This is a genomic window from Zunongwangia sp. L-65 (assembly GCF_056859415.1).
On the sequence record NZ_JBSXOK010000078.1, the window covers coordinates 74,119 to 94,927 of the forward strand.

Annotated in this window: 21 protein-coding genes; 6 read left to right on the forward strand and 15 right to left on the reverse strand. The window is 36.5% G+C overall.

The genetic code is table 11. The features are described 5' to 3' along the window. Positions 1–241: 241 nt before the first annotated feature. The 10 genes from bioA to AC13DP_RS18930 all read right to left on the reverse strand — a co-directional run bounded on the left by bioA (position 242) and on the right by AC13DP_RS18930 (position 9,165). Complete coding sequence (gene bioA, locus AC13DP_RS18885; RefSeq protein WP_483068309.1) at positions 242–1,519, reverse strand: adenosylmethionine--8-amino-7-oxononanoate transaminase; 1,278 nt, start codon at positions 1,517–1,519, stop codon at positions 242–244. 3 nt (positions 1,520–1,522) lie between these two features. Beyond that, positions 1,523–2,143, reverse strand: a complete 621-nt coding sequence (gene bioD / locus AC13DP_RS18890; RefSeq protein ID WP_013073863.1) for a dethiobiotin synthase — start codon at positions 2,141–2,143, stop codon at positions 1,523–1,525. A 6-nt stretch (positions 2,144–2,149) separates the two neighbouring features. Further along, positions 2,150–3,304 carry an aminotransferase class I/II-fold pyridoxal phosphate-dependent enzyme gene (locus AC13DP_RS18895; RefSeq protein ID WP_483068282.1) on the reverse strand — a complete coding sequence of 385 codons (1,155 nt, stop codon included), beginning with the start codon at positions 3,302–3,304 and terminating at the stop codon, positions 2,150–2,152. 109 nt (positions 3,305–3,413) lie between these two features. Beyond that, the gene (gene mnhG, locus AC13DP_RS18900) at positions 3,414–3,806 is read right to left on the reverse strand and encodes a monovalent cation/H(+) antiporter subunit G (RefSeq protein WP_041579332.1); all 393 of its coding nucleotides are present in this window, start codon (positions 3,804–3,806) and stop codon (positions 3,414–3,416) included. Next, positions 3,803–4,078, reverse strand: coding sequence for a cation:proton antiporter (locus AC13DP_RS18905; protein WP_347407822.1), 276 nt, complete (start codon positions 4,076–4,078; stop codon positions 3,803–3,805). The genes mnhG and AC13DP_RS18905 overlap by 4 nt, the downstream gene beginning before the upstream one ends. Continuing rightward, positions 4,078–4,554 carry a Na+/H+ antiporter subunit E gene (locus tag AC13DP_RS18910; protein WP_228249165.1) on the reverse strand — a complete coding sequence of 159 codons (477 nt, stop codon included), beginning with the start codon at positions 4,552–4,554 and terminating at the stop codon, positions 4,078–4,080. Before AC13DP_RS18910 ends, AC13DP_RS18905 begins: the two co-directional genes overlap by 1 nt. 10 nt (positions 4,555–4,564) lie before the next feature. Further along, positions 4,565–6,076: a proton-conducting transporter transmembrane domain-containing protein gene (locus AC13DP_RS18915; RefSeq protein ID WP_041579337.1), complete on the reverse strand. Its 1,512-nt coding sequence runs from the start codon at positions 6,074–6,076 to the stop codon at positions 4,565–4,567. After that, positions 6,073–6,426, reverse strand: coding sequence for a Na+/H+ antiporter subunit C (locus AC13DP_RS18920; RefSeq protein WP_013073869.1), 354 nt, complete (start codon positions 6,424–6,426; stop codon positions 6,073–6,075). Before AC13DP_RS18920 ends, AC13DP_RS18915 begins: the two co-directional genes overlap by 4 nt. A 2-nt stretch (positions 6,427–6,428) precedes the next feature. Beyond that, entirely contained in the window at positions 6,429–6,842 is a 414-nt protein-coding gene (locus AC13DP_RS18925; RefSeq protein WP_228249163.1) for a Na+/H+ antiporter subunit B, read from the reverse strand. A 10-nt stretch (positions 6,843–6,852) separates the two neighbouring features. Then, positions 6,853–9,165, reverse strand: coding sequence for a putative monovalent cation/H+ antiporter subunit A (locus tag AC13DP_RS18930; RefSeq protein ID WP_228249162.1), 2,313 nt, complete (start codon positions 9,163–9,165; stop codon positions 6,853–6,855). A gap of 237 nt (positions 9,166–9,402) precedes the next feature. Between AC13DP_RS18930 and AC13DP_RS18935 the strand changes: the two genes are divergently transcribed. The 3 genes from AC13DP_RS18935 to AC13DP_RS18945 are packed head-to-tail and all read left to right on the forward strand — an operon-like array spanning position 9,403 to position 11,934. Beyond that, positions 9,403–9,918, forward strand: coding sequence for a DUF2975 domain-containing protein (locus AC13DP_RS18935; RefSeq protein ID WP_483068283.1), 516 nt, complete (start codon positions 9,403–9,405; stop codon positions 9,916–9,918). Positions 9,919–9,921: 3 nt separating this feature from the next. Beyond that, on the forward strand, positions 9,922–10,131 hold the full coding sequence (locus AC13DP_RS18940; protein ID WP_041579339.1) for a helix-turn-helix domain-containing protein: 210 nt from the start codon (positions 9,922–9,924) through the stop codon (positions 10,129–10,131). Between the two features lie 30 nt (positions 10,132–10,161). Further along, positions 10,162–11,934 carry a M61 family metallopeptidase gene (locus AC13DP_RS18945; RefSeq protein ID WP_483068284.1) on the forward strand — a complete coding sequence of 591 codons (1,773 nt, stop codon included), beginning with the start codon at positions 10,162–10,164 and terminating at the stop codon, positions 11,932–11,934. A gap of 155 nt (positions 11,935–12,089) precedes the next feature. Here AC13DP_RS18945 and AC13DP_RS18950 read toward each other — a convergent pair whose 3' ends face one another. From AC13DP_RS18950 to AC13DP_RS18970, 5 genes are all read right to left on the reverse strand, one after another. Then, entirely contained in the window at positions 12,090–12,374 is a 285-nt protein-coding gene (locus AC13DP_RS18950; protein ID WP_013073875.1) for a F0F1 ATP synthase subunit delta/epsilon, read from the reverse strand. Positions 12,375–12,455: 81 nt separating this feature from the next. Then, positions 12,456–13,964 (reverse strand): F0F1 ATP synthase subunit beta, encoded by a 1,509-nt coding sequence (gene atpD, locus AC13DP_RS18955; RefSeq protein ID WP_013073876.1) that lies wholly within the window; start codon positions 13,962–13,964, stop codon positions 12,456–12,458. Positions 13,965–14,235: 271 nt separating this feature from the next. Further along, positions 14,236–16,083, reverse strand: a complete 1,848-nt coding sequence (gene glmS, locus AC13DP_RS18960; protein WP_013073877.1) for a glutamine--fructose-6-phosphate transaminase (isomerizing) — start codon at positions 16,081–16,083, stop codon at positions 14,236–14,238. A gap of 12 nt (positions 16,084–16,095) precedes the next feature. Next, positions 16,096–17,670 (reverse strand): BamH family beta-barrel-assembly machinery protein, encoded by a 1,575-nt coding sequence (gene bamH, locus AC13DP_RS18965; RefSeq protein ID WP_483068285.1) that lies wholly within the window; start codon positions 17,668–17,670, stop codon positions 16,096–16,098. Between the two features lie 14 nt (positions 17,671–17,684). Then, the gene (locus AC13DP_RS18970; protein ID WP_013073879.1) at positions 17,685–18,497 is read right to left on the reverse strand and encodes a glycogen/starch synthase; all 813 of its coding nucleotides are present in this window, start codon (positions 18,495–18,497) and stop codon (positions 17,685–17,687) included. Between the two features lie 111 nt (positions 18,498–18,608). Between AC13DP_RS18970 and panC the strand changes: the two genes are divergently transcribed. Genes panC through AC13DP_RS18985 form a run of 3 tightly spaced genes read left to right on the forward strand, consistent with a single transcriptional unit; the run spans position 18,609 to position 20,793 of the window. Next, on the forward strand, positions 18,609–19,460 hold the full coding sequence (panC, locus tag AC13DP_RS18975) for a pantoate--beta-alanine ligase (RefSeq protein WP_483068286.1): 852 nt from the start codon (positions 18,609–18,611) through the stop codon (positions 19,458–19,460). Positions 19,461–19,465: 5 nt separating this feature from the next. Continuing rightward, positions 19,466–19,816 (forward strand): aspartate 1-decarboxylase, encoded by a 351-nt coding sequence (panD, locus tag AC13DP_RS18980; protein ID WP_013073881.1) that lies wholly within the window; start codon positions 19,466–19,468, stop codon positions 19,814–19,816. 11 nt (positions 19,817–19,827) lie between these two features. Continuing rightward, positions 19,828–20,793: a lysylphosphatidylglycerol synthase transmembrane domain-containing protein gene (locus AC13DP_RS18985; RefSeq protein WP_013073882.1), complete on the forward strand. Its 966-nt coding sequence runs from the start codon at positions 19,828–19,830 to the stop codon at positions 20,791–20,793. The last annotated feature ends 16 nt before the right edge of the window (positions 20,794–20,809 follow it).

The following is a 20,809-nucleotide window of genomic DNA, read 5'->3' on the forward strand; positions in this document are numbered from 1 at the left end:
ATATTGAAAAAACTATTGCGATGAGACCCCTGAATCGATTTCAGGATAACCACGGCTCATTATGATTCATTGCTGTCATTAATTTCAAAAAAAGAAGTTTAAAAATAAACTGATATCCATAAATTTTTAAGATTATTTCGGAAATACTTGGCATTAACGCATCTTCAAATCATCAAATTCTCATCAAAATATTTATTATTTTAATTCTAATAGCAAAGCGGTCTAAGCTCTAGCTTCTAACTTAAAATCTGTCAAAAACCCCTTCAATCGTATCGTAAATCTTCTGCATTTCTTTATCTGAAGTGATATAAGGTGCGGTGATATAAATGGTATTTCCAAGGGGACGCAGATAAACGCCATTTTCCATAAAATATTCAAAAAGTTGATTTCTTACATTGCCATAACGTTCCATTTCTACATCAAGATCGAATGCAAAGATGATCCCCAAATGCCTAATATTAGTCACTTTTGGATGCTCTTTTATTTTAGCAGCAAAAACCTGATGTAGATTTTCAATCCGTTTAATATTATTCTGCATCTCTGGAGAGACCAACAATTCAACTCCGGCTAAAGCAGCAGCACAAGCTAAAGGGTTTGCACTATAAGTATGCCCATGAAACAATCCTTTTGCAATATCTTCAGAATAAAAAGCATTATAGATTTTTTGCGTACAGCTGGTCAATCCCATAGGTAACAAACCTGCCGTAAGCGCTTTAGACATGCAAACAACATCAGGCTTGATTTCGATATAATCTGAAGCAAAATATTTTCCTGTCTTTCCAAAACCCGTCATCACCTCATCAGCAACACATACAATATCATTTTCTTTACAAACTTTGAGGATTTGATTTAGCCCATCTGCATCATGAATTTTCATTGCTGCCGCTCCCTGAACTAGAGGTTCATAAATAAAGCCTGCGATATTATTTTCTTTAATGAGTTGTTTTAGCAGCTCTAAAACTTCTGCATTATTCTCTCCTTTGGGGACTGGAATGCGTTTCACCGCAATAAAATGGTCCTGGAAAGCACCATTATAAACCGATAGTCCGGAAACAGACATCGCTCCAAAAGTATCGCCATGGAAACCTTCTTCAAAAGCCAGCATCACTTTACGATCATTCCCTAGATTATGATGATATTGCAAGGCCATTTTAATACCGATCTCGGTTGCTGTAGAGCCATTGTCATTAAAGAACATTTTTTGCTGGCCCTCAGGTAAAATCTTTATCAAAGCTTCAGAAAGTTCGACCGCCGGCAGATGCGTAAATCCGCTAAATACCACCTGATCCAAATTCTTCATTTGCATGGCCACGCGATCTGTAATGAAATCGTTGCAATGGCCATAAACACAAGTATACCAGGACGAAATTCCGTCGATATATTCCTTCCCATTTTCATCGTATAACCGGGCTCCTTTGGCTTTTGTAATCCCTAAAGCATCACCGGCAATTTTATGCTGGGTAAGCGGATGCCAAAGGTGTTTTTTATCTCGTTCAGCTAAATTTAACTTATCTTCCATCATTTACTTGTTCAGTTTCTCCCGAAATTTATCTGCATATTTTTTAATAATTTCAGCCGTAAACCCTTTCTCTTCTTCTACCCGGCCAATTACCGGCACTCCACTCATTTTATGGATAATATCTTCAGTGGTTTTATTCTCATTTCCACTGTAAATAATTCCGAAGCAATCTAACCCGCGACTAAACAATGCCTCTAAACTTAACAAGGTATGATTAATACTTCCCAGATAATGGCGTGATACCAAAATCACTTTATCGGTAGGTTGGATTAAATCGGCTATCGTCTGGGTTTCATTAAGGGGGACCAATAAACCACCGGCACCTTCTATCACCAAATTATTGTCGGTATTCGGACGAATTATATTTTTTGAATTAACTTCTACCCCATCGATTTCTGCTGCGGCATGCGGACTCATGGGTGTTTTAAGGGCAAAGGCATTGGGATGAAATTTAGTTTTTTCGTTACTGATTAAATCCTGAATTTTATGCGTATCTGAATATGCTAAATCCCCTGCCTGTATAGGTTTCCAGTAATCAGCTTCCAAAGCTTCAGTCACTATTGCCGAAATCATTGTTTTCCCGACTTCAGTACCTATACCGGTGATAAAATAAGATTCTTTCATTTCAAATTAAATTTCTTTTAGGACATTCCTTAAAATACCTACAAGTGATTTTATTTCTTCTTTAGAATTGAAACTATGCAGGCAAAAACGAAGTCTTTCTTTTCCTTTTGGAACAGTAGGCGAAAGAATAGGTTTTACCAGATAGTTATATTCCTGAAATTTTGAAGCTATTTTTTTTACATTTTCGTTCCCAGGAATAATCGCACATTGGATAGCCGATTCACTTTCGATAAAATAATGATCAATTTTAGCTGATTTTAATTCGCTTTTAAAACATTGAATATTAGCTTTTAGTATCTCTAAAACCGAATTTCCCTTCTCTAATTCCTGAAAAACGGCTAAAACCGTAGCTACAGCATGTGGTGGCAAGCCGGTAGTGTATACAAAACTGCGCGCATAGTTAAAAAGATAAGTTTTAAGGTTTTTACTACCAAAAATCACGGCGCCATGGGCGCCAATAGCTTTTCCAAAGGTATGGATCCTGGCAAAAATCTTATCTTGAAGCCGCAATTGGGTAACCAAACCCTGCCCGTGATCACCAAAAACCCCAGTACTATGTGCCTCATCCACTATGAGATAGAAATTATTTTCGTTGCATAAACTAGCTAATTGAAGTAAAGGGGCAAGATCGCCATCCATCGAAAAAACCGCTTCAGTTACGACATAAATCGAAGAATCTTCTTTAAAATCATGTCTAGACACTTTATCCTGTAGATCATCGATATCGTTATGCTCAAATTTATAAGCTTTAGCAGTACTCATCGAAATGCCATCACGAATACTAGCATGAATCAATTCATCAAAAAAAATAAGATCTCCTTTTTGTGGCACAGAGGAGAAGAAACCAATATTGGCATCGTAACCCGAATTAAACATTAACGCAGCTTCAGTTTGATGAAATGCTGCTAAAAAGTCTTCTGTAATTTGATATAATTGATGATTCCCGGAAATAAGTCGGCTACCGGTAGCTCCATTTTGCTTCAGATTATAGGTTTCGCAAAGTTTCTGAGCTTTAGAAAAGATAGCATGAGAACTGGCAAATCCCAGATAATCATTAGAATAAAAATCAACACCTTCCCCAGCAATTTTCAATTCTCTAAGCGAATTATTCTGCACTCTTTTGTCTAGGCTTTTTATAAGCTTGGAAGGAAATCTTTTCATGTAGGCAAAATTACAAGTTTACCTGAATTTGCCCTTACAGATTGACGAAAATCGAGTTTTAAAGAGAAGGCTTATAACTTTAAAACTTATCAAAGTCTAAGTTAAACTATTACATTTTGGTGTGATCTATATTATCTTCTGGAGTATCGTCGATCTCGCTTTTTAAAACATGGGAATTTCTTTGATACTTTCCTTTAAGATCATCCATTTGTGATTTATCCCAAAGTTTATTGCCTATAAAATAAGAGGCACGCCCAATTAAATGCGCACCCACAGGAGCGGTTAAAAATAAGAATAGTACAATTACAAAAGTTCTGGAAGTTGTACTAAGATCGTAAAAATAAAAAGCCACACCACCCAACAATAAACCTACACCAAGTGTAGCTGCTTTGGTATTTACGGATATTCTTAAATAGGTGTCTGGCATCCGTATTAGACCTACCGCCGCTAATAAAACGAATAATGTTCCTAGTGTAATTACAATGCCTATAAATATATTCATTTCTTTTTGCTTCTTCGTTCTAAATAATAACTAAGGGCTACGGTGCTTAAAAATGCAATAAGCGCCAAAATCATCCCGGTATCCAGTAAAGTAGAACTCCCCGAAGTAATGGTATAAACACCAATAATACCAATTACGGTAGTGATTAAAAGGTCCAGTGCAACAATCCTATCTGCAATGCTGGGACCTCTAAAGAACCTTACTAAAATAAGAATTACTGAAAAGGCCAGGATCGGCAGTATTACTATTCTACAATATTCAGCTAAAGTCATTATTTTAAAATCTCTAAAATTCGTTTTTCAAAACCGTTTTTGATTCCGGCAATGAATTTCTCTTTATCTTTTATGTACATAGCATGTACATAAAGCACCTTCTTATCATTGGAAACATCTAAACTTAATGTCCCGGGAGTTAAGGTAATCATATTTGCCAACAGTGTTATCCCTACATCACTTTGCACGGTTAACGGAACTTTTACAATACCCGGCGTCATATTAAGTTTTGGTGTCATCACTTCCCAGGCCACCTCTAAATTGGCTTTTACCAGTTCTTTTAGAAAAAACAATACAAAAAAGATAAGCCTTGGAACGATGGTAAAATACTTGGCTTTACCTGAACCTCGAGTGATTACCATTAAAATGATATAACTTACTATAAAGCCAAACAAATAGTTAGCAAAATGGAAATCACCGGTGAGTACTACCCACACAAATGTTAGAAGAATATTAGATAAAAACCTGTTTTTCATTGTTTCCCTCTTAACTATTGTTTAAAACCGTATCAATATACTGCTGACTATTCATTAGCTCATTTGCAATCCTGGAAGATAACACCTGAATATGCTCTGCCCCAAAACCGATATATAGTGATATTAAACTTAAAAATACGATAGGAAGAATAAATTCTGTTTTCCTTGCTTTACTAATATCACTAAAATATTCAAATTTAGGCTTTTCTGGAATCTCTTTTGCATCTTTCCAAAACACCTCTGCCCATAATTTTGCAATAATCACAAGGGTGATAAAACTGGCAAAGACAATAGCTGCTACCGTCCAGTAGTTCTGGGTTTTAAAACCTTCACCTATTAATGATATTTTAGGCCAGAAACCAGATAATGGCGGAATTCCTACCAAAGAAAATAACGGAATAAAAATCAACAAACTCAGCTTAGGGTAATTAGCATAAAAACCACCTAAAGCTCTCATACTGTTTGATGATTTTATTTTAAATATAAGTCCGCTTACCATAAACAGATTCGTTTTCACCATAATATCATGAATCAGGTAGAAAATGACTCCACTTATGGCGATTTCGGTAAACATGCCCAACCCCGCAATCATATAACCAATATGACAAATAATCAAATAGGAAAATACCTTACGAACATTATTCTGCACTAATGCACCTACCCCACCGCTAAAAATGGTTAGTATGGCCAGGACTAATAAAATATCGCCAAGAAAGACATCGCCCACAAAAATTAAGGTAAATACGCGTATTAAAGCATATACCCCAACCTTGGTTAATAAGCCTCCAAAAATAGCTGAAACCGCTGCGGGAGGTGTATGATAAGATGCAGGCAACCAGAAATACAATGGAAATATCGAAGCTTTGGTACCAAAACCAATTAAAAATAAAATGGCTGCAACTTCTACAAGTCCGCGATTTTCTACCGCGGCTACTTTACCGGCAAGATCGGCCATATTTAAAGAGCCGGTTAAACCATAAAGAACTGCGATTGCTGTTAGGAAAATGGTTGAAGCTAAAATATTAAGTGTAAAATATTTTACGGCTCCTTCCAACTGTGCTTTTTCACCACCAATGGTGATTAACACAAAGGAGCTGATAATGATAATTTCAAACCAAACATACAAATTGAATAAATCCCCGGTTAAAAAGGCCCCGGTTAACCCCAACAGTAAAAAATGAAATATTGGGAAATACCCAAATCGCAATCGATCTTTTATTACTGAACCTGCAGAAAATATTGAAACCGCCAACCCAGAAAGAGCCGTTAAAAGTACCAGGGTAACCGCCAGAGTATCTGCCACAAAAACAATCCCAAAAGGTGCATCCCAGTTACCGGCATTCACTTTCTGAGTTCCGTTTTCCCAAACGTAATAAAAAACATAACTTGAAAGTATTACAGCAATAATACTGCCGGTAATGCTTATCACTTTTTGGGCATTAATCTTATTCCAAAAAAACATCAGAACAATGCTTAGGAATAATTGAAATAATAATGGATATATGATTAATTGTTGCATCATGAATCTTCGTCGGTTGCGTTCATTTCGTCCAGATCATCTGTCCTTACCACCTTATGTGCTCTTTTTACCAGAATAATAGCAAAAGACTGTAATCCAAAACTAATTACAATAGCTGTTAATATAAGGGCCTGCGGAACAGGATCTGCATAAGCTTCCAAAAACACTTTAGAATTTTCAGGAATAATAGGCGGCAAACCTTTAGTAATTCTTCCTAACAGAAAGATTAAAAGGTTGGCACCGTTTCCTAATAGAATTATTCCGATAATAAGTTTTACAAAACTACGTCTTAAAATCATATAAATTCCAGACGCATAAAGTAAGCCTACTAAAATAGCTAATAATATCTCCATAATTAAGGCGCTTCAGAAATTGTAAAAATGATCGTTAGCGTTACCCCCACTACAACAAGATAAACCCCCATATCAAAAAACAATGCAGAACCAATACTTCCTAAAACAGGAACATGACCATGGTACCAAAGACCGGTCATAAATGGTTCTCCGGCAAAAATTATCGGGGAAAGACCGCTAAAAAACGACAAGGCCAATCCTACAGGCATTAAAAAGCCGGGATGAAATCTTAATAGGGATTTTGTATTTTTTAATCCGTTTGCAAAAGAATGCAACACAAAGGCAATTGCTGCTATTAATCCACCAACAAACCCACCTCCCGGGAGGTAGTGCCCTCTTAAAAGAATAAAAATGGAGAACAGTAATAATACCGGTAAAAGGTAATTAGATGCTGTTCTTAATATTATGGTTTTCATAAACTCTTAATTACTGAACTCTATCTGTTCTTTTTAATCTTAATTTCAATAATCCAAATACCCCGATAGCCGCAATGGTTAATACTGAAATTTCTATCATAGTATCCGCTCCCCTGAAATCTACCAAAATAACATTTACTACGTTTTTACCATGTGCCATGATATACGAATTTTTAGCATAAAAATCGCCAATTTCTGTATTTACAGGTTCAGAGAGCACTTCTAAAGCCAATACAGCAATCATCCCTCCAAAAAGCAGGGATAAAATACCATCCCGAATGCGCATCTTATGGTCCTGTATTTTAAGATATCTTGGTAAACGGTACAGCACCAGCACAAAGAGAATCACCGTTAAAGTATCTATAGAAAACTGTGTCATCGCTAAATCCGGCGCGCTATAAAACACAAAGACAAGGCAAATAGTTAAACCTACAACCCCCATAGCTACAACTGCCGATAAACGACTGCTAGTAAAAACAGTAAATAATATTGCAATACACATGATAATAAAAACAACCAACTCATAAAAGCTAACAGTAGACAACATGGAAGAATCTATATCAAATTTTGTATTGCCTATCATGGTATACCCTACCATCCCGATAAGGAAAAAGATAATAATAAATACATAATTTCTTAAATAGCCGTTCTGAAATACGCGGGTCCAAAAAGAAGAAAGATGGGTAAAGCCGGTATTGAATTTCCCCATAAGGCTTTTAGGACTTACAAACTCCAGTTTCCCTATAGCTGTTTCTAACTTTGCCGAAGGCTTTATTACAAAATAAAGTATAGTACCTACTGTAATGGTTACCAAACTTAATATAAATACGGTATTAAATCCATGCCATAAGGCTAAATGAATTTCTCCAGATTCCCCTCCTAAAGCAGCGACTACGGGTTTGATTAAAGAGCCTTCGATAATAAAAGGCATTATTCCAAAAACCAAACTCAAAACAGCTAATATAACAGGCGGTACCCACATCAACGCACCGGGCATTTTAGTATCTTTTAAATGATCTGGCAATTTACCCTGAAATGGCTTTATCCCGGCTACGAAACCTGCCCAAAGCAATAACATTTTTGTAATCACAATACCTACCAGTAGTATTGTGGCAATTATAGGGGCATGCATAGTTGCTTCGTAAGTAAGTTCTTTACCCAAGAAACCTATAGTGGGAGGAATCCCAGCACTGGATATTGCGGCAATAATTGCAGCAATTCCTACCGGCATCAAAACTTTACGTAAACCAGAAAGCACGGTTACATCACGTGTTCCTGTTTGATGATCGATAATTCCGGTGGTTAGGAATAAGGTTGCTTTATACAAAGCATGAACTATAATAAACACGGCGGCAGCTGTAAAAGATGCTGTTGTTCCCATACCTATCAGGAACATTAAAATTCCTAAAGCCGATATCGTTGAATATGCCAGTACGCCTTTAAGGTCTGTCCTGAACAGCGAATGTACCGCTGAATAAAGCATGGTCACACCTCCAACGATGATCAATGTGGTATTCCATATTTCCTCACCGCCAAGAACCGGTGTAAAACGCATAACCAAATAAATTCCTGCTTTTACCATGGTTGCAGAGTGCAAATAGGTAGAAACCGGCGTTGGTGCTTTCATAGCTCCGGGCAACCAAAAATGAAACGGGAATTGCGCCGATTTAGTAAAAGCAGCTCCAAATAATAAGATCACAGCAAGGGAATAATATTCATTCCCTTTTATTAATTCAGGAGACATATTTAGCATTTCAGCAATACTAAAAGTCCCCGTTATATTTCCTAAAACAATCACTCCAGCTAATAAAAACATTCCACCCAAACCAGTGATCCCCAGTGCGACTAATGCTGATTTTCTGGAAGCTTCCTGAGTGTTATTAAAACCTATTAAAAAGAACGAACTAATACTTGTAAGTTCCCAAAATATGAATAAACTAATCACATTATCAGAAAGCACCAAACCAAGCATTGCCGCCATAAATACACTTAAATAACCATAAAAGCGATCTAAATATTTATGATGATGTAAATAAGCCGAGGTATAAGCAAAAACCAGGAATCCAATCCCGGTAATCATAAGGCAAAATAACAATGAAAGTCCATCTAAAGTAAAACCAAGATTAACGCCAAAAGAAGGTACCCAGTTATAGCTTTCCCTTATTATATTTCCTCCCATAACTTCTGGAATAAACTGAAGAAAATATACAAAGAGTCCCAAAGGGATTAGGGAAGATAAAACAGCATACTTCCCTTTAAAAAACTTTCCTGCGAAAACTAAAAGTATTGCAAATAAAAATCCTAAAAGTATTGCTGATATCATAATTGGTTAAAAATCCGTTCCTCGCAAATATAATAGTTATTATTTAAGTTTTATGCGAATTATAAGCGTTAAATATAAGGAGTTCTACTGACTTTGCAATTTCTTAATGTTTCAAAGTGAGATATAGTAGTTTAGAAAACTTCTTAATAAGAAATGAAGAAAAATTCAATATAAAAATTATCGAAAAACAATAATTATTTATAATATTGTTATTATTAAACGATAATTATTTTCTCAATGAAACCACCAGTTCTTCTAAAAACGATTCTTGATATTTGCTTTATTTTTTCGGCTTTTTCCCTAATTGCCGTTTTATTAGGACTGATAACCGGTCTTTTAGCAGGCTCGGATATATCATTTATTTCTACAGAAAAAATTCCCGAAAATATGAACGAATTCGCTTTATGGGGACTTATTATTCTAGAACTCATTAAAACCGGCGCTTACATTTATGGCCTCTACGTGCTACGCAAATTAATTAGAAGCTTCTTCAGAAATAAGCTGTATACAAAATTGCAGATAGCATCTTTAAATCTTGGCGGAAGGTTAATTTGTTTATCTGTAATTCTTGGAGCAGTTTCTGAATTTCTAAAAAAGATGATACTAGCTAATCGTATCACCTTAAATTTTGGGATGGAATTTTCTTTTAGTTCTTTTTGGATTATTCTTGCCTTTGGTATCTTTCTAATTTTTCTTGCCAAAGTATTCCAAAACGCGAGACAGCTTAAAAAGGAAAATGAACTTACAATCTAAGCAATGGCGATAATCATTAATCTCGACAAAATTCTGGAGCGCGAAGACATGAGGAGCAATGAACTTGCCAAAAAAATTGGAATTACTACAGCTAATCTTTCCATTCTCAAAACAGGTAAAGCCAAAGCTATACGATTTTCAACCTTAGAAGCGATTTGCGAAATATTGAATTGCCAGCCAGGAGACATTCTTGAGTATCAGGATGAAAAATAATTAATTACCTTTAACACTAAAATATACCTCATGCGTTTACTCTTCATTTTTCTATTCGTTTGTACGATTAGTTTTGCTCAGCAAAATAAATATCAAATCTCCTTTGAAAATGCTGTTCATCATGAAGCTAAAATCAACATCCAGTTTCCAGGAATAAAGACAGATACTTTCACTGTAAGGATGAGCAGATCTTCACCTGGGCGTTATGCGATTCACGAATTTGCTAAAAATGTTTATGGATTTAAAGCTACAGATAGCAAAGGAAAAGAACTAAAAGTCACGCGACCAAACCCATATGCCTGGGCAGTAACCGGCCATGATGGAATTGTAAATATTGAATATATATTATTTGCCAATCGCGGTGACGGAACCTACTCCCAAATAGACCCAACACATGCGCATTTAAACATGCCCGCAACTTTTATGTTTGCTGAAGATTTACAGGAGAGACCTATAGAGATCACTTACAATACTGAAGCTATGCCCAACTGGAAAGTCGCCACTCAGTTAAAACATATTGAAGGAAACACCTTCAGCGCTCCAAATCTTCAGTATTTTATGGATAGCCCCACCGAGATTAGTAATTTTAGAATAAAAAGTTTTGAAATTGACGGTAAGAATGTACGTTTCGTTTTACATGATCCCAGCAGTGACGAGCTATTCAATGAATATTTCGAAAAAGTAAAAAAAATCGTCGAACAGGAAATGAAAGTATATGGTGAATTACCCGATTTTGATTATGGGGAGTATACTTTTTTAGCCTGTTACATCCAAAACGTTTCTGGCGATGGCATGGAACACCGTAATAGCACTATCTTAACTGATGTTGAGACTTTAGCCAATGGTGGAATGAAAGGTAATATCGGCACAGTTTCCCACGAATTTTTTCATGCCTGGAATGTAGAGCGCATACGTCCCCAATCATTAGAACCTTTCGATTTCACTCAAGCTAATATGAGTGGTGCGCTTTGGTTTGCGGAAGGATTTACAAGTTATTATACGAATCTTATCCTATGCCGAGCAGGAATTATCTCTGAAAATGATTATATCGATGGCTTAAATGGTAGTTTTAACTATGTTTGGACCTCTCCGGCTTTACAATATTTCAATCCAATTGAAATGAGTTATCAGGCGCCTTTTGTTGATGCCGCGACTTCCCTGGATCCCGTAAATCGAGAAAACACCTTTATTTCATATTATTCCTACGGTAGTGTTTTAGGCTTAGCTTTAGATCTGCATTTGCGAGATAAGGGTCTAAACCTTGATGATTTTATGAAGCTGGTTTGGGACACTTATGGAAAACCTGAAGTACCATACGAGATTAAAGATATCGAAAACCTGTTAAAGCAATATGCCGGGGAAGACATTGCGAAAAATTTCTTTAACAAGTATATCTACAACAGCAATATGCCGGATTACAAGCAGCTTTTCGCAAATGTGGGAGTTGATTTATCAAGAAAGGCCAATGAGTCCTTTTTAGATATTTCCGTAGAAAATTCTGAAAACGGACTGGTGATGACCAATAACCCTAAAATAGGAACTCCCTCTTATAAAGCTGGCCTGGATAAAGGCGCTAACATTATTTCAATCAATACAATACCGGTAACAAGTGTAGAAGAATTTAATGAAATCACTTCAGAATTAAAACCTGGGCAAAAAATCAGCCTAAAATTCAGCAATTATGGTGAAGAAAAAACTGTTGAAGTTGGTGTGGATAAAAATCCATCTTACCAGATAAATATAGATCCTAAACCAAAGAAAAAAGCACTTAAAAATCGCGAAAATTGGCTTTCAGCAAAGTAAACTACCGTAAAGCATTTAATCTTTATTATCAAGTAAAGTGGAGCTCATGGTTTACGGTTGGTGGTATACCAATTTATATTTGAGCAGCCGTTAACTAAAATAAAAAAGCCTGTTGCGAAAACGACAGGCTTTTTTTATAATATTTCAGAATTAAGTTAGTCGGCTAAAATGATCGCTTTATTATCTTTCATTTCGAGCACACCTCCCTTAATAGGATAAAACAATTCTTTTCCTTCCTGTCTAAAATCTGAAGATAACTTTGAAGTTACATCAGTACTTGAAGTCGTTAGATTAATCTTCACCGTCCCGCTTGTTAAAGTAGAGACAATTGGTGCATGATTATTCAGCATCTGGAACTCACCTTCAATCCCAGGAACTTTAACCGCATCAATCTCGGCCTGAAAAACAACTGCTTCCGGAGTTACAATTTCTAAATACATAGTTATTAGTATTGCGTACTGATTATGGAGTAGTTAGTTATAAATTTTCATTATAACTAACTATTCGATTTCACTACTATTTTATGATTCAGCTAGCATTTTCTCTCCAGCTTCAATAGCTTCTTCGATAGTTCCTTTAAGGTTAAAAGCTGCTTCAGGAAGATGATCTAACTCACCATCCATAATCATATTAAATCCTTTGATTGTGTCTTTAATATCTACCAACACCCCTTTAAGACCCGTAAACTGTTCTGCTACGTGGAATGGCTGAGAAAGGAAACGTTGTACACGTCTTGCACGTGATACCGCAAGTTTATCTTCTTCAGAAAGTTCTTCCATACCAAGAATCGCAATAATATCCTGTAATTCTTTGTAACGTTGTAATAACTCTTTTACGCGTTGCGCACAATCATAATGTTCTTTTCCTAAAATATCTGGAGTAAGAATTCTCGAAGTCGAATCTAAAGGATCTACTGCCGGATAAATACCTAACTCGGCAATCTTACGAGAAAGTACAGTTGTTGCATCCAGGTGAGCAAAAGTTGTTGCCGGAGCTGGATCGGTAAGGTCATCTGCAGGTACATAAACCGCCTGTACAGATGTAATCGAACCTTTTTTAGTTGAGGTAATTCTTTCCTGCATGGCTCCCATCTCTGTTGCCAAAGTTGGCTGATAACCTACCGCTGAAGGCATACGGCCAAGAAGTGCCGAAACCTCTGAACCTGCCTGAGTAAAACGGAAAATGTTATCTACGAAAAATAGCACGTCTTTACCTTGAGCTTCCCCCGCACCATCACGAAAGTATTCTGCAATAGTAAGACCAGATAAGGCTACACGCGCACGTGCTCCCGGCGGCTCATTCATCTGTCCAAATACGAAAGTAGCCTTAGAACCTTTCATCACTTCCTTATCTACTTTTTTAAGATCCCATCCACCATTTTCCATAGAGTGCATAAAATCATCACCGTATTTAATAATACCAGATTCAAGCATCTCTCTAAGAAGGTCGTTACCTTCACGAGTACGCTCACCTACACCGGCAAATACAGAAAGACCACCGTGGCCTTTTGCAATATTGTTAATTAATTCCTGAATAAGTACGGTTTTACCTACCCCGGCACCACCAAACAATCCAATCTTACCACCTTTTGCATAAGGCTCGATAAGATCGATTACTTTAATCCCGGTAAATAAAACTTCAGTAGAAACAGATAGGTCTTCAAATTTTGGAGCTTCACGGTGAATTGGCAATCCTGCCTCACCAGCCTTTGGTAAATTTCCTAGACCATCAATAGCATCCCCAACTACGTTAAATAGACGCCCGTATATATCATTTCCAATTGGCATTTGTATAGGAGCTCCGGTAGATACAACTTCTACACCACGGCTAAGTCCATCTGTAGAATCCATAGAAATAGCTCTAACAGTATCTTCACCAATATGTGTTTGCACCTCTAATACCAAAATAGAACCATCTTTTCTGGTGATTTCCAAAGAGTCGTAAATCTTTGGCAATTCATTTTCTGAATCGAAGGAAACATCGACTACAGGGCCAATAACCTGGGCAACCTTACCTGTTACTTTAGACATTATTAATTTCTTTAATGTTTTTTATTTAAATCTATTTGCAACCTACCTTACTGATTTATAAATCTATAAATAAAAATCGGCCACAAATTTGGCTGCAAAGATAGTTTTTTCTTTATAATTTCATACTTCCAAAGAAATAACTTTTTTTAGAGCCTAAAAAGTCACTTCTTAGCAGGTAAAACCTCTTATAAAAATGAACCTGAGGGCAAGCCCCAGATTATTATTACGCTCTATACACGCTGCAATAAGAAATCATCACCTGGCATTTCCCTTATTCTACAGTTACCGATTTGGCCAGATTCCTTGGCTGATCTACATTTTTACCCAGCAGTACTGCTATATGATAAGAAAGCAACTGCAATGGTATTGTAGTTAATAAAGGCGTAAGAGCCTCGATTGTTTCAGGAATTTCGATCACATGATCTGCAAGTTCCTTAACTTCTACATCTCCTTCAGTAACTACGCTAATAATTTTGCCTTTTCTGGATTTTATCTCCTGAATATTACTCACAACCTTTTCGTAATGTCCTTTTCTAACAGCGATGACCACTACCGGCATTTCCTCATCGATCAGTGCGATTGGACCATGCTTCATTTCGGCTGCAGGATAACCTTCAGCATGGATATACGAAATTTCTTTAAGTTTTAAAGCCCCTTCAAGAGCCACAGGAAAATTATAGCCACGACCTAAGTAAATACAGTTCCTGGCGTCTTTATAAGTAGCAGCGATCTCCTTAATCACTTTATCCGATTGTAATAATTTTGCTACTTTTTTTGGAATAGCTTCCAACGCCTGTAAATGTAATCTAAAATCGGAGTTAGAAATTGTTCCTTTGTACTTCCCAAGCTTTAATGCCATTAAGGTTAATACCGTAATCTGTGTAGTAAAAGCCTTGGTAGAAGCCACACCAATTTCCGGCCCGGCATGAGTATAAGCACCTGCCATAGTCTCCCGAGAAATTGAAGATCCAACCACATTACAAACCCCAAAAACAAAAGCTCCTTTCTCCTTAGCTAATTTTATAGCCGCCATAGTATCTGCAGTTTCCCCACTTTGAGAAATAGCGATCACCACATCGTTTTCGGTAATTACAGGGTTCCTATATCTAAATTCTGAAGCGTATTCAACCTCTACAGGAATACGTGCCATGTCTTCAAAAATATATTCAGCAACTAAACCGGCATGCCAGGAAGTACCACATCCTACAATAAGAATACGATTGGCTTTTGCGATCCTATCAAGGTTATCATCTACCCCCGCCATCTTTATAATACCCTTATCAGCAAGTAAGCGACCCCGATAAGTATCACGAATAGCATTAGGCTGTTCGTAAATTTCTTTAAGCATAAAGTGATCATAACCACCTTTTTCAATCTGCTCTAAATTAAGCTGTAATTCATGAACGTAGGCATCTACTTCAGAGTCATTTAAAATTTTACGAACTTTTACCTCTTTACCTTGTCTTACTACAGCCATTTCTCCATCCTCAAGATAGATGGCATTGTTGGTGTAAGCGATAAACGGAGAAGCATCAGAGGCTATAAAGTATTCATTATCTCCAATACCTATAGCAAGGGGACTCCCTAACCTGGCTACCACTATTTCATCTGGCTTTCTTTTATCAAAAACAGCGATAGCATAGGCTCCCACTGTCTGATTTAAAGCAATTTGTACTGCTTTGCCTAATTTAACCCCTTCGTTCTTTATCACATCTTCTATAAGATTTACAAGAACCTCGGTATCGGTATCACTCTGAAAAGTGTAACCGCGTTTTTTTAATTCCTTTCGAAGGGCATCGTAATTTTCGATTATTCCGTTATGAATGATCGCCAGATTACCAGAATTTGATAAATGGGGATGTGAATTCACATCATTTGGTTCTCCATGGGTTGCCCATCGGGTATGCCCTATTCCTATAGAACCATTTGAGGTTATGGATTCCTGGACTTTTTTCTCCAGATGAACAACTTTTCCTTTGGTCTTACAAACTTTTAGAGCCTCCCCGTCATAAAGCGCTATACCAGCACTGTCATAACCACGGTACTCCAGTCGCTTTAAACCATTAATAACAACATCGTAAGCATTTCTATGCCCAATGTATCCTACTATTCCGCACATATAAGATTTGGGTTATAGGTCTGTCGATGTATAGTATACCCTTAATTTAAGTCGTGTATCCTCGTTTGAAGCATTAGAACCATAAAAAACCACCCCTTCAGGAGTAATAGTAGAACTGGCAGGAACCATCTCTAAATTATTATCTCCAGAAAGTTCTGGCGTACTTTCCCTTACCGATACATTAGCAAGCTGCTCTATATTTGAAGTTATCACCACCCCAAGTCTTACATTCGTAGTACCATTTTCTATAAGGTTAATAACATGCTGTGTTATCCTTAAAGTGTATTTAGTTTCTCCGGTACTCTCATTTGTTTCAGGTAAAGAAGAAAAAATAGTTCTGGCATTCAGCGGATCATTTGACCTTGAATTAAGATCCCCATAATCAACTAAGACCGAATTATTATTAATATCATAAAGGTAAAGACGCTTTGGAGTAGTAGCACCGTTCATCAAATCCTTATTTATATAGAATTCGAGATTAGCTTCATTAACAATTAAATTCTCGGATTTTAAGTCTTCTAAATCTCCATCATTAAAAAGCTCAATCACTCCTATCATACCTTCACCGCCTTCAAGATAAAGATTTTCTGAATTACTACCAATATTTTCCTGCAATTCAGCAGGATATTCTCCTTCAAAGGTATTTACAATATTAGCACCAAAACGTATTCCCAGACTATCAATCGCTTTTTCAGCTATAGTTTCTCCCTCATCATTCTCTGTTTCGTCCTCATAAGAGTAATATAACTTGATACCTGCATCACTTCTGGAAAAATCGAATAATATCATACTACCTGTATTGCCTCTAGGTTCAGCTTTAAACATCAATCCTCTAAAATAATCATAGAAATTACTCATACTGGATAGTTCGGCACTTCCCTCTTTATCCATAATTTTTTGCTGAAAATAATCCTTATTTAAATTAACCCTTAAAGCTGGAGCAGTATAAGTAGTATCTGCTTCGCCTTCATCATTTTCACCAATAAAGCGTATTCTATTTGGCGAAGGCACAAAATTTTCGTTCACATATATATTATCATCTGTAAGAAACTGCTCAAAAAGAGATTGTTGATCTGAATAATATTTTTGTGCTCTTTCAAAATCCTCTGAAGGGTCCAGATTATTTAAAAAATATCTTGATTCTCTAATACTCAATCTAAAGCCGCCACTCCCATAAATAGAATCCAACTCATATTCAGTCTCACCATCTTCAACCACTTCTGTACTAAAATAAGGCAGGTTTAGTATTACACTATCTAAAACCGCTCCTTCTGGAAACTCTGGAGAAGTGGTCCCCAATCGTACCTGAGATAAAACATTTGCTGTTTTCTGTCCAAAAACCGGATGATTATAAACCCCTAAAAGCTTCAGGTTTTGCACACTCTGACCAGAGCTAAAAGCAACATTGGTCTGAACAGATTTTAAATCTACCGTATAGGCATTAACATCATATTCCCTTAACTGTACACCCGCAGGATTCTCTATAATTTCCCCTCCAATAGTACTAAAATCTTCATCGCAAGATGCTAAAAGAAAAATAACAACAAATACTGTTGTTATTTTTAAAATCCCTTTATATAAATTCATGTAAATAAGAATTACTATTCCGCTAATATTTTTGTTGTGTAAAAATCCTGATAAGCCTGTGAGAATTCTTCTCTTGTTTTATACGGAAGTAATGGTTTATTAATTTTCTTTAGATAATCCAACAGGTTTTCTGGTAAGTCGTCACTACCAACAATAACAGCGTCTGAATTATCTGCAGCAGTTTTGGCTAAATTCACAAAACTAGGTTCCTTAAGGTGTTTAAGATCCCTTTTCTCCATACCGTCAAACAAGATTTTATCTCTCATCTCTTCATTTAACGTGCCATCAAAGTTTTCATTGTAAATAGAAGTCACAATTTTTGCATCTTTGAAAAGTGGCTCATTTCCGTAATAATGCCTTAAGTATAATGGGAGCATATAGGCTAACCAGCCATGTACGTGAATAATATCTGGAGACCAGTTTAATTTCTTAACTGTTTCAATCACACCTTTAGCAAAAAAGATGGCGCGCTCGTCATTATCGTCAAAGAGGTTTCCATCCTCATCAGATAAGGTTGCCTTTCTTTTAAAATAATCCTCATTATCAATAAAATAAACCTGCATTCTTTCTTTTGGGATAGAAGCAACTTTTATGATTAATGGCATATCTAAATCATTAATCACCATATTCATCCCAGAAAGCCTAATAACCTCATGTAGTTGGTGGCGTCGTTCATTTATATTACCAAATCTTGGCATAAAAATTCGAATTTGCCCTCCAATGTTATTCACCATTTTTGCGGCTTCAAAAGATGTGGATGATATTTCGGTTTCAGGTAAGTAAGGTATAACTTCAGACGAGACGTACAATATCCTCTTATCTTTCATATATTTTTTTCTTTAAAGTGCGGTTGCGAACAAAAAACACGCAAAATTACAAAATTTTATGCAGATTGCCAGAGATATATTAAGTTTGCAAGCTGTTAATTTTAAATTACGATGCAGGTTTTTAAAGAAAAAGAACTTTTAAAGCAAAGCTTAGCTACAAAAAAGCGTACCGGTAAAACCATTGGTTTGGTACCAACTATGGGGGCTTTGCACGAAGGCCATTTACACCTTGTAAAAGAAGCCATTAAATCCTGCGATCAGGTTGTGGTAAGCATTTTTGTGAACCCCACACAATTCGATAAGCCTGAGGATCTGGAAAAATACCCCAGAAATTTGGAAAAAGATATTAATTTACTTCGAGAAGTTTCTGAAGAAATTTTTGTCTTTACCCCTAACGCTAATGAATTATATGGTGATTTAATCGTTTCTGAGCATTTTGATTTTGAAGGTCTGGATGTCGTAATGGAAGGAAAACACAGGACAGGACATTTTGACGGGGTTGGCACCGTGGTTAAACTGCTCTTTAATACTGTGGAACCCGACAAAGCTTTCTTTGGCGAAAAAGATTATCAGCAATTACAAATTATTAGGAAACTTACAGAAATAGAACATCTCCCGGTAGAGATCATTGGCTGTCCTATCCTAAGAGAAGAATCGGGTCTTGCAAGGAGTAGCCGTAATGAGCGACTAAATGATTTGCAACGCGAAAAAGCAGCCTTTATCTTTGAAACCTTAAAAGAAACAAAAACGCTTTTTGGCACAAAAAGTGCAAATTATATAAATGATTGGGTCGAACAACAATTTAGAAATTATCCATTTTTAGAACTGGAATATTTCGAAATTTCCGATGCCAAAACATTAAAAAAATTAACCGAAAAAAGGGAGGGAGAGACCTATCGCGCCTTTATTGCTGCTTATGCAGGAGATATTAGGCTAATTGACAATCTTGCTCTCAATAACTAAAAATCATGCAAGTTCACGTAGTAAAATCTAAAATTCATCGTGTAAAAGTAACTGGTGCCGATCTAAACTATATTGGCAGCATCACCATCGACGAAGATTTGATGGACGCAGCCAATATCATTGAAGGTGAGAAAGTACAAATTGTTAACAACAATAATGGGGAGCGCCTAGAAACTTATGCCATACCGGGACCAAGAAACTCTGGCGAGATCACATTAAACGGTGCGGCAGCCAGAAAAGTAGCCAAAGGTGATGTACTTATCCTTATTTGTTATGCCATAATGGATTTTGAAGAAGCCAAGAGTTTTAAACCTGCCATTGTTTTCCCTAATGAAGAAAATAATTTGCTTAACTAATATTTGACTTTTTGAATACCAAGCTTAAAAAAATACTTAAAACTATTATTCCCCTTTTATTGGGGATTTTTTTAATCTGGTATAGTTACAACAGTGCAACACCGACTGAAAGAGCAGAACTTATTAGAAATATTAAAAAGGCTGATCCTTTTTGGGTAGGCCTTTCTTTGGTTTTAGGAACTCTTTCTCATCTCTCACGTGCTTACCGATGGAAGTTCATGCTGGAGCCTTTAGGCTACAAGCCTAAGTTTATAAATAGTTTTATGGCTTTAATGGCCGGATATCTGGCTAATTTAGGCATTCCAAGATCCGGGGAGTTCCTTAGGGCTGCTACGCTAAAAACCTATGAAGATATTCCTGTTGAAAAAGGATTTGGAACTATAATTTCTGAGCGACTTGCCGATTTAATTATTCTATTAAGCATTATTTCGCTTGCGGTAATTCTTCAAACCGATAACGTACTTACCTATTTTGCGGAGAATAACATTAATCCCATTTTCACAATAGGAGTTTTTGTAGTCTTAGTCATCCTAGGAACCTTTAGCTTAATACTTATTAAAAAATCAAAACTTCCGCTACTTCGTAAAATTAAAGACTTTGCAAAAGGTTTGCTTGAAGGAATGCGCAGCATTTTAAAAATGCGGCAAAAATGGGCTTTTATATTTCATACCCTGTTTATCTGGATCATGTATGTAACGATGTTTTACGTAGCCACTTTTGCAATTCCTGAAACTACTAATGTAGGTTTTGGAGCCATTTTAGCCGCATTCGTGGTAGGTTCTTTTGCCATCTCGGTAACTAATGGCGGTATTGGTGTTTATCCTATTGCAATTGCTGGCGTCTTAACACTTTTTAGTATTTCCAGACAGGGTGGCGAAGCATTTGGCTGGGTTGTCTGGGCTTCCCAAACCTTTTTAAACCTTGTTCTAGGGGGACTTTCATTTATTTTCCTTCCAATCCTTAACAGAAGGAAATAATTATTTATATTGATCC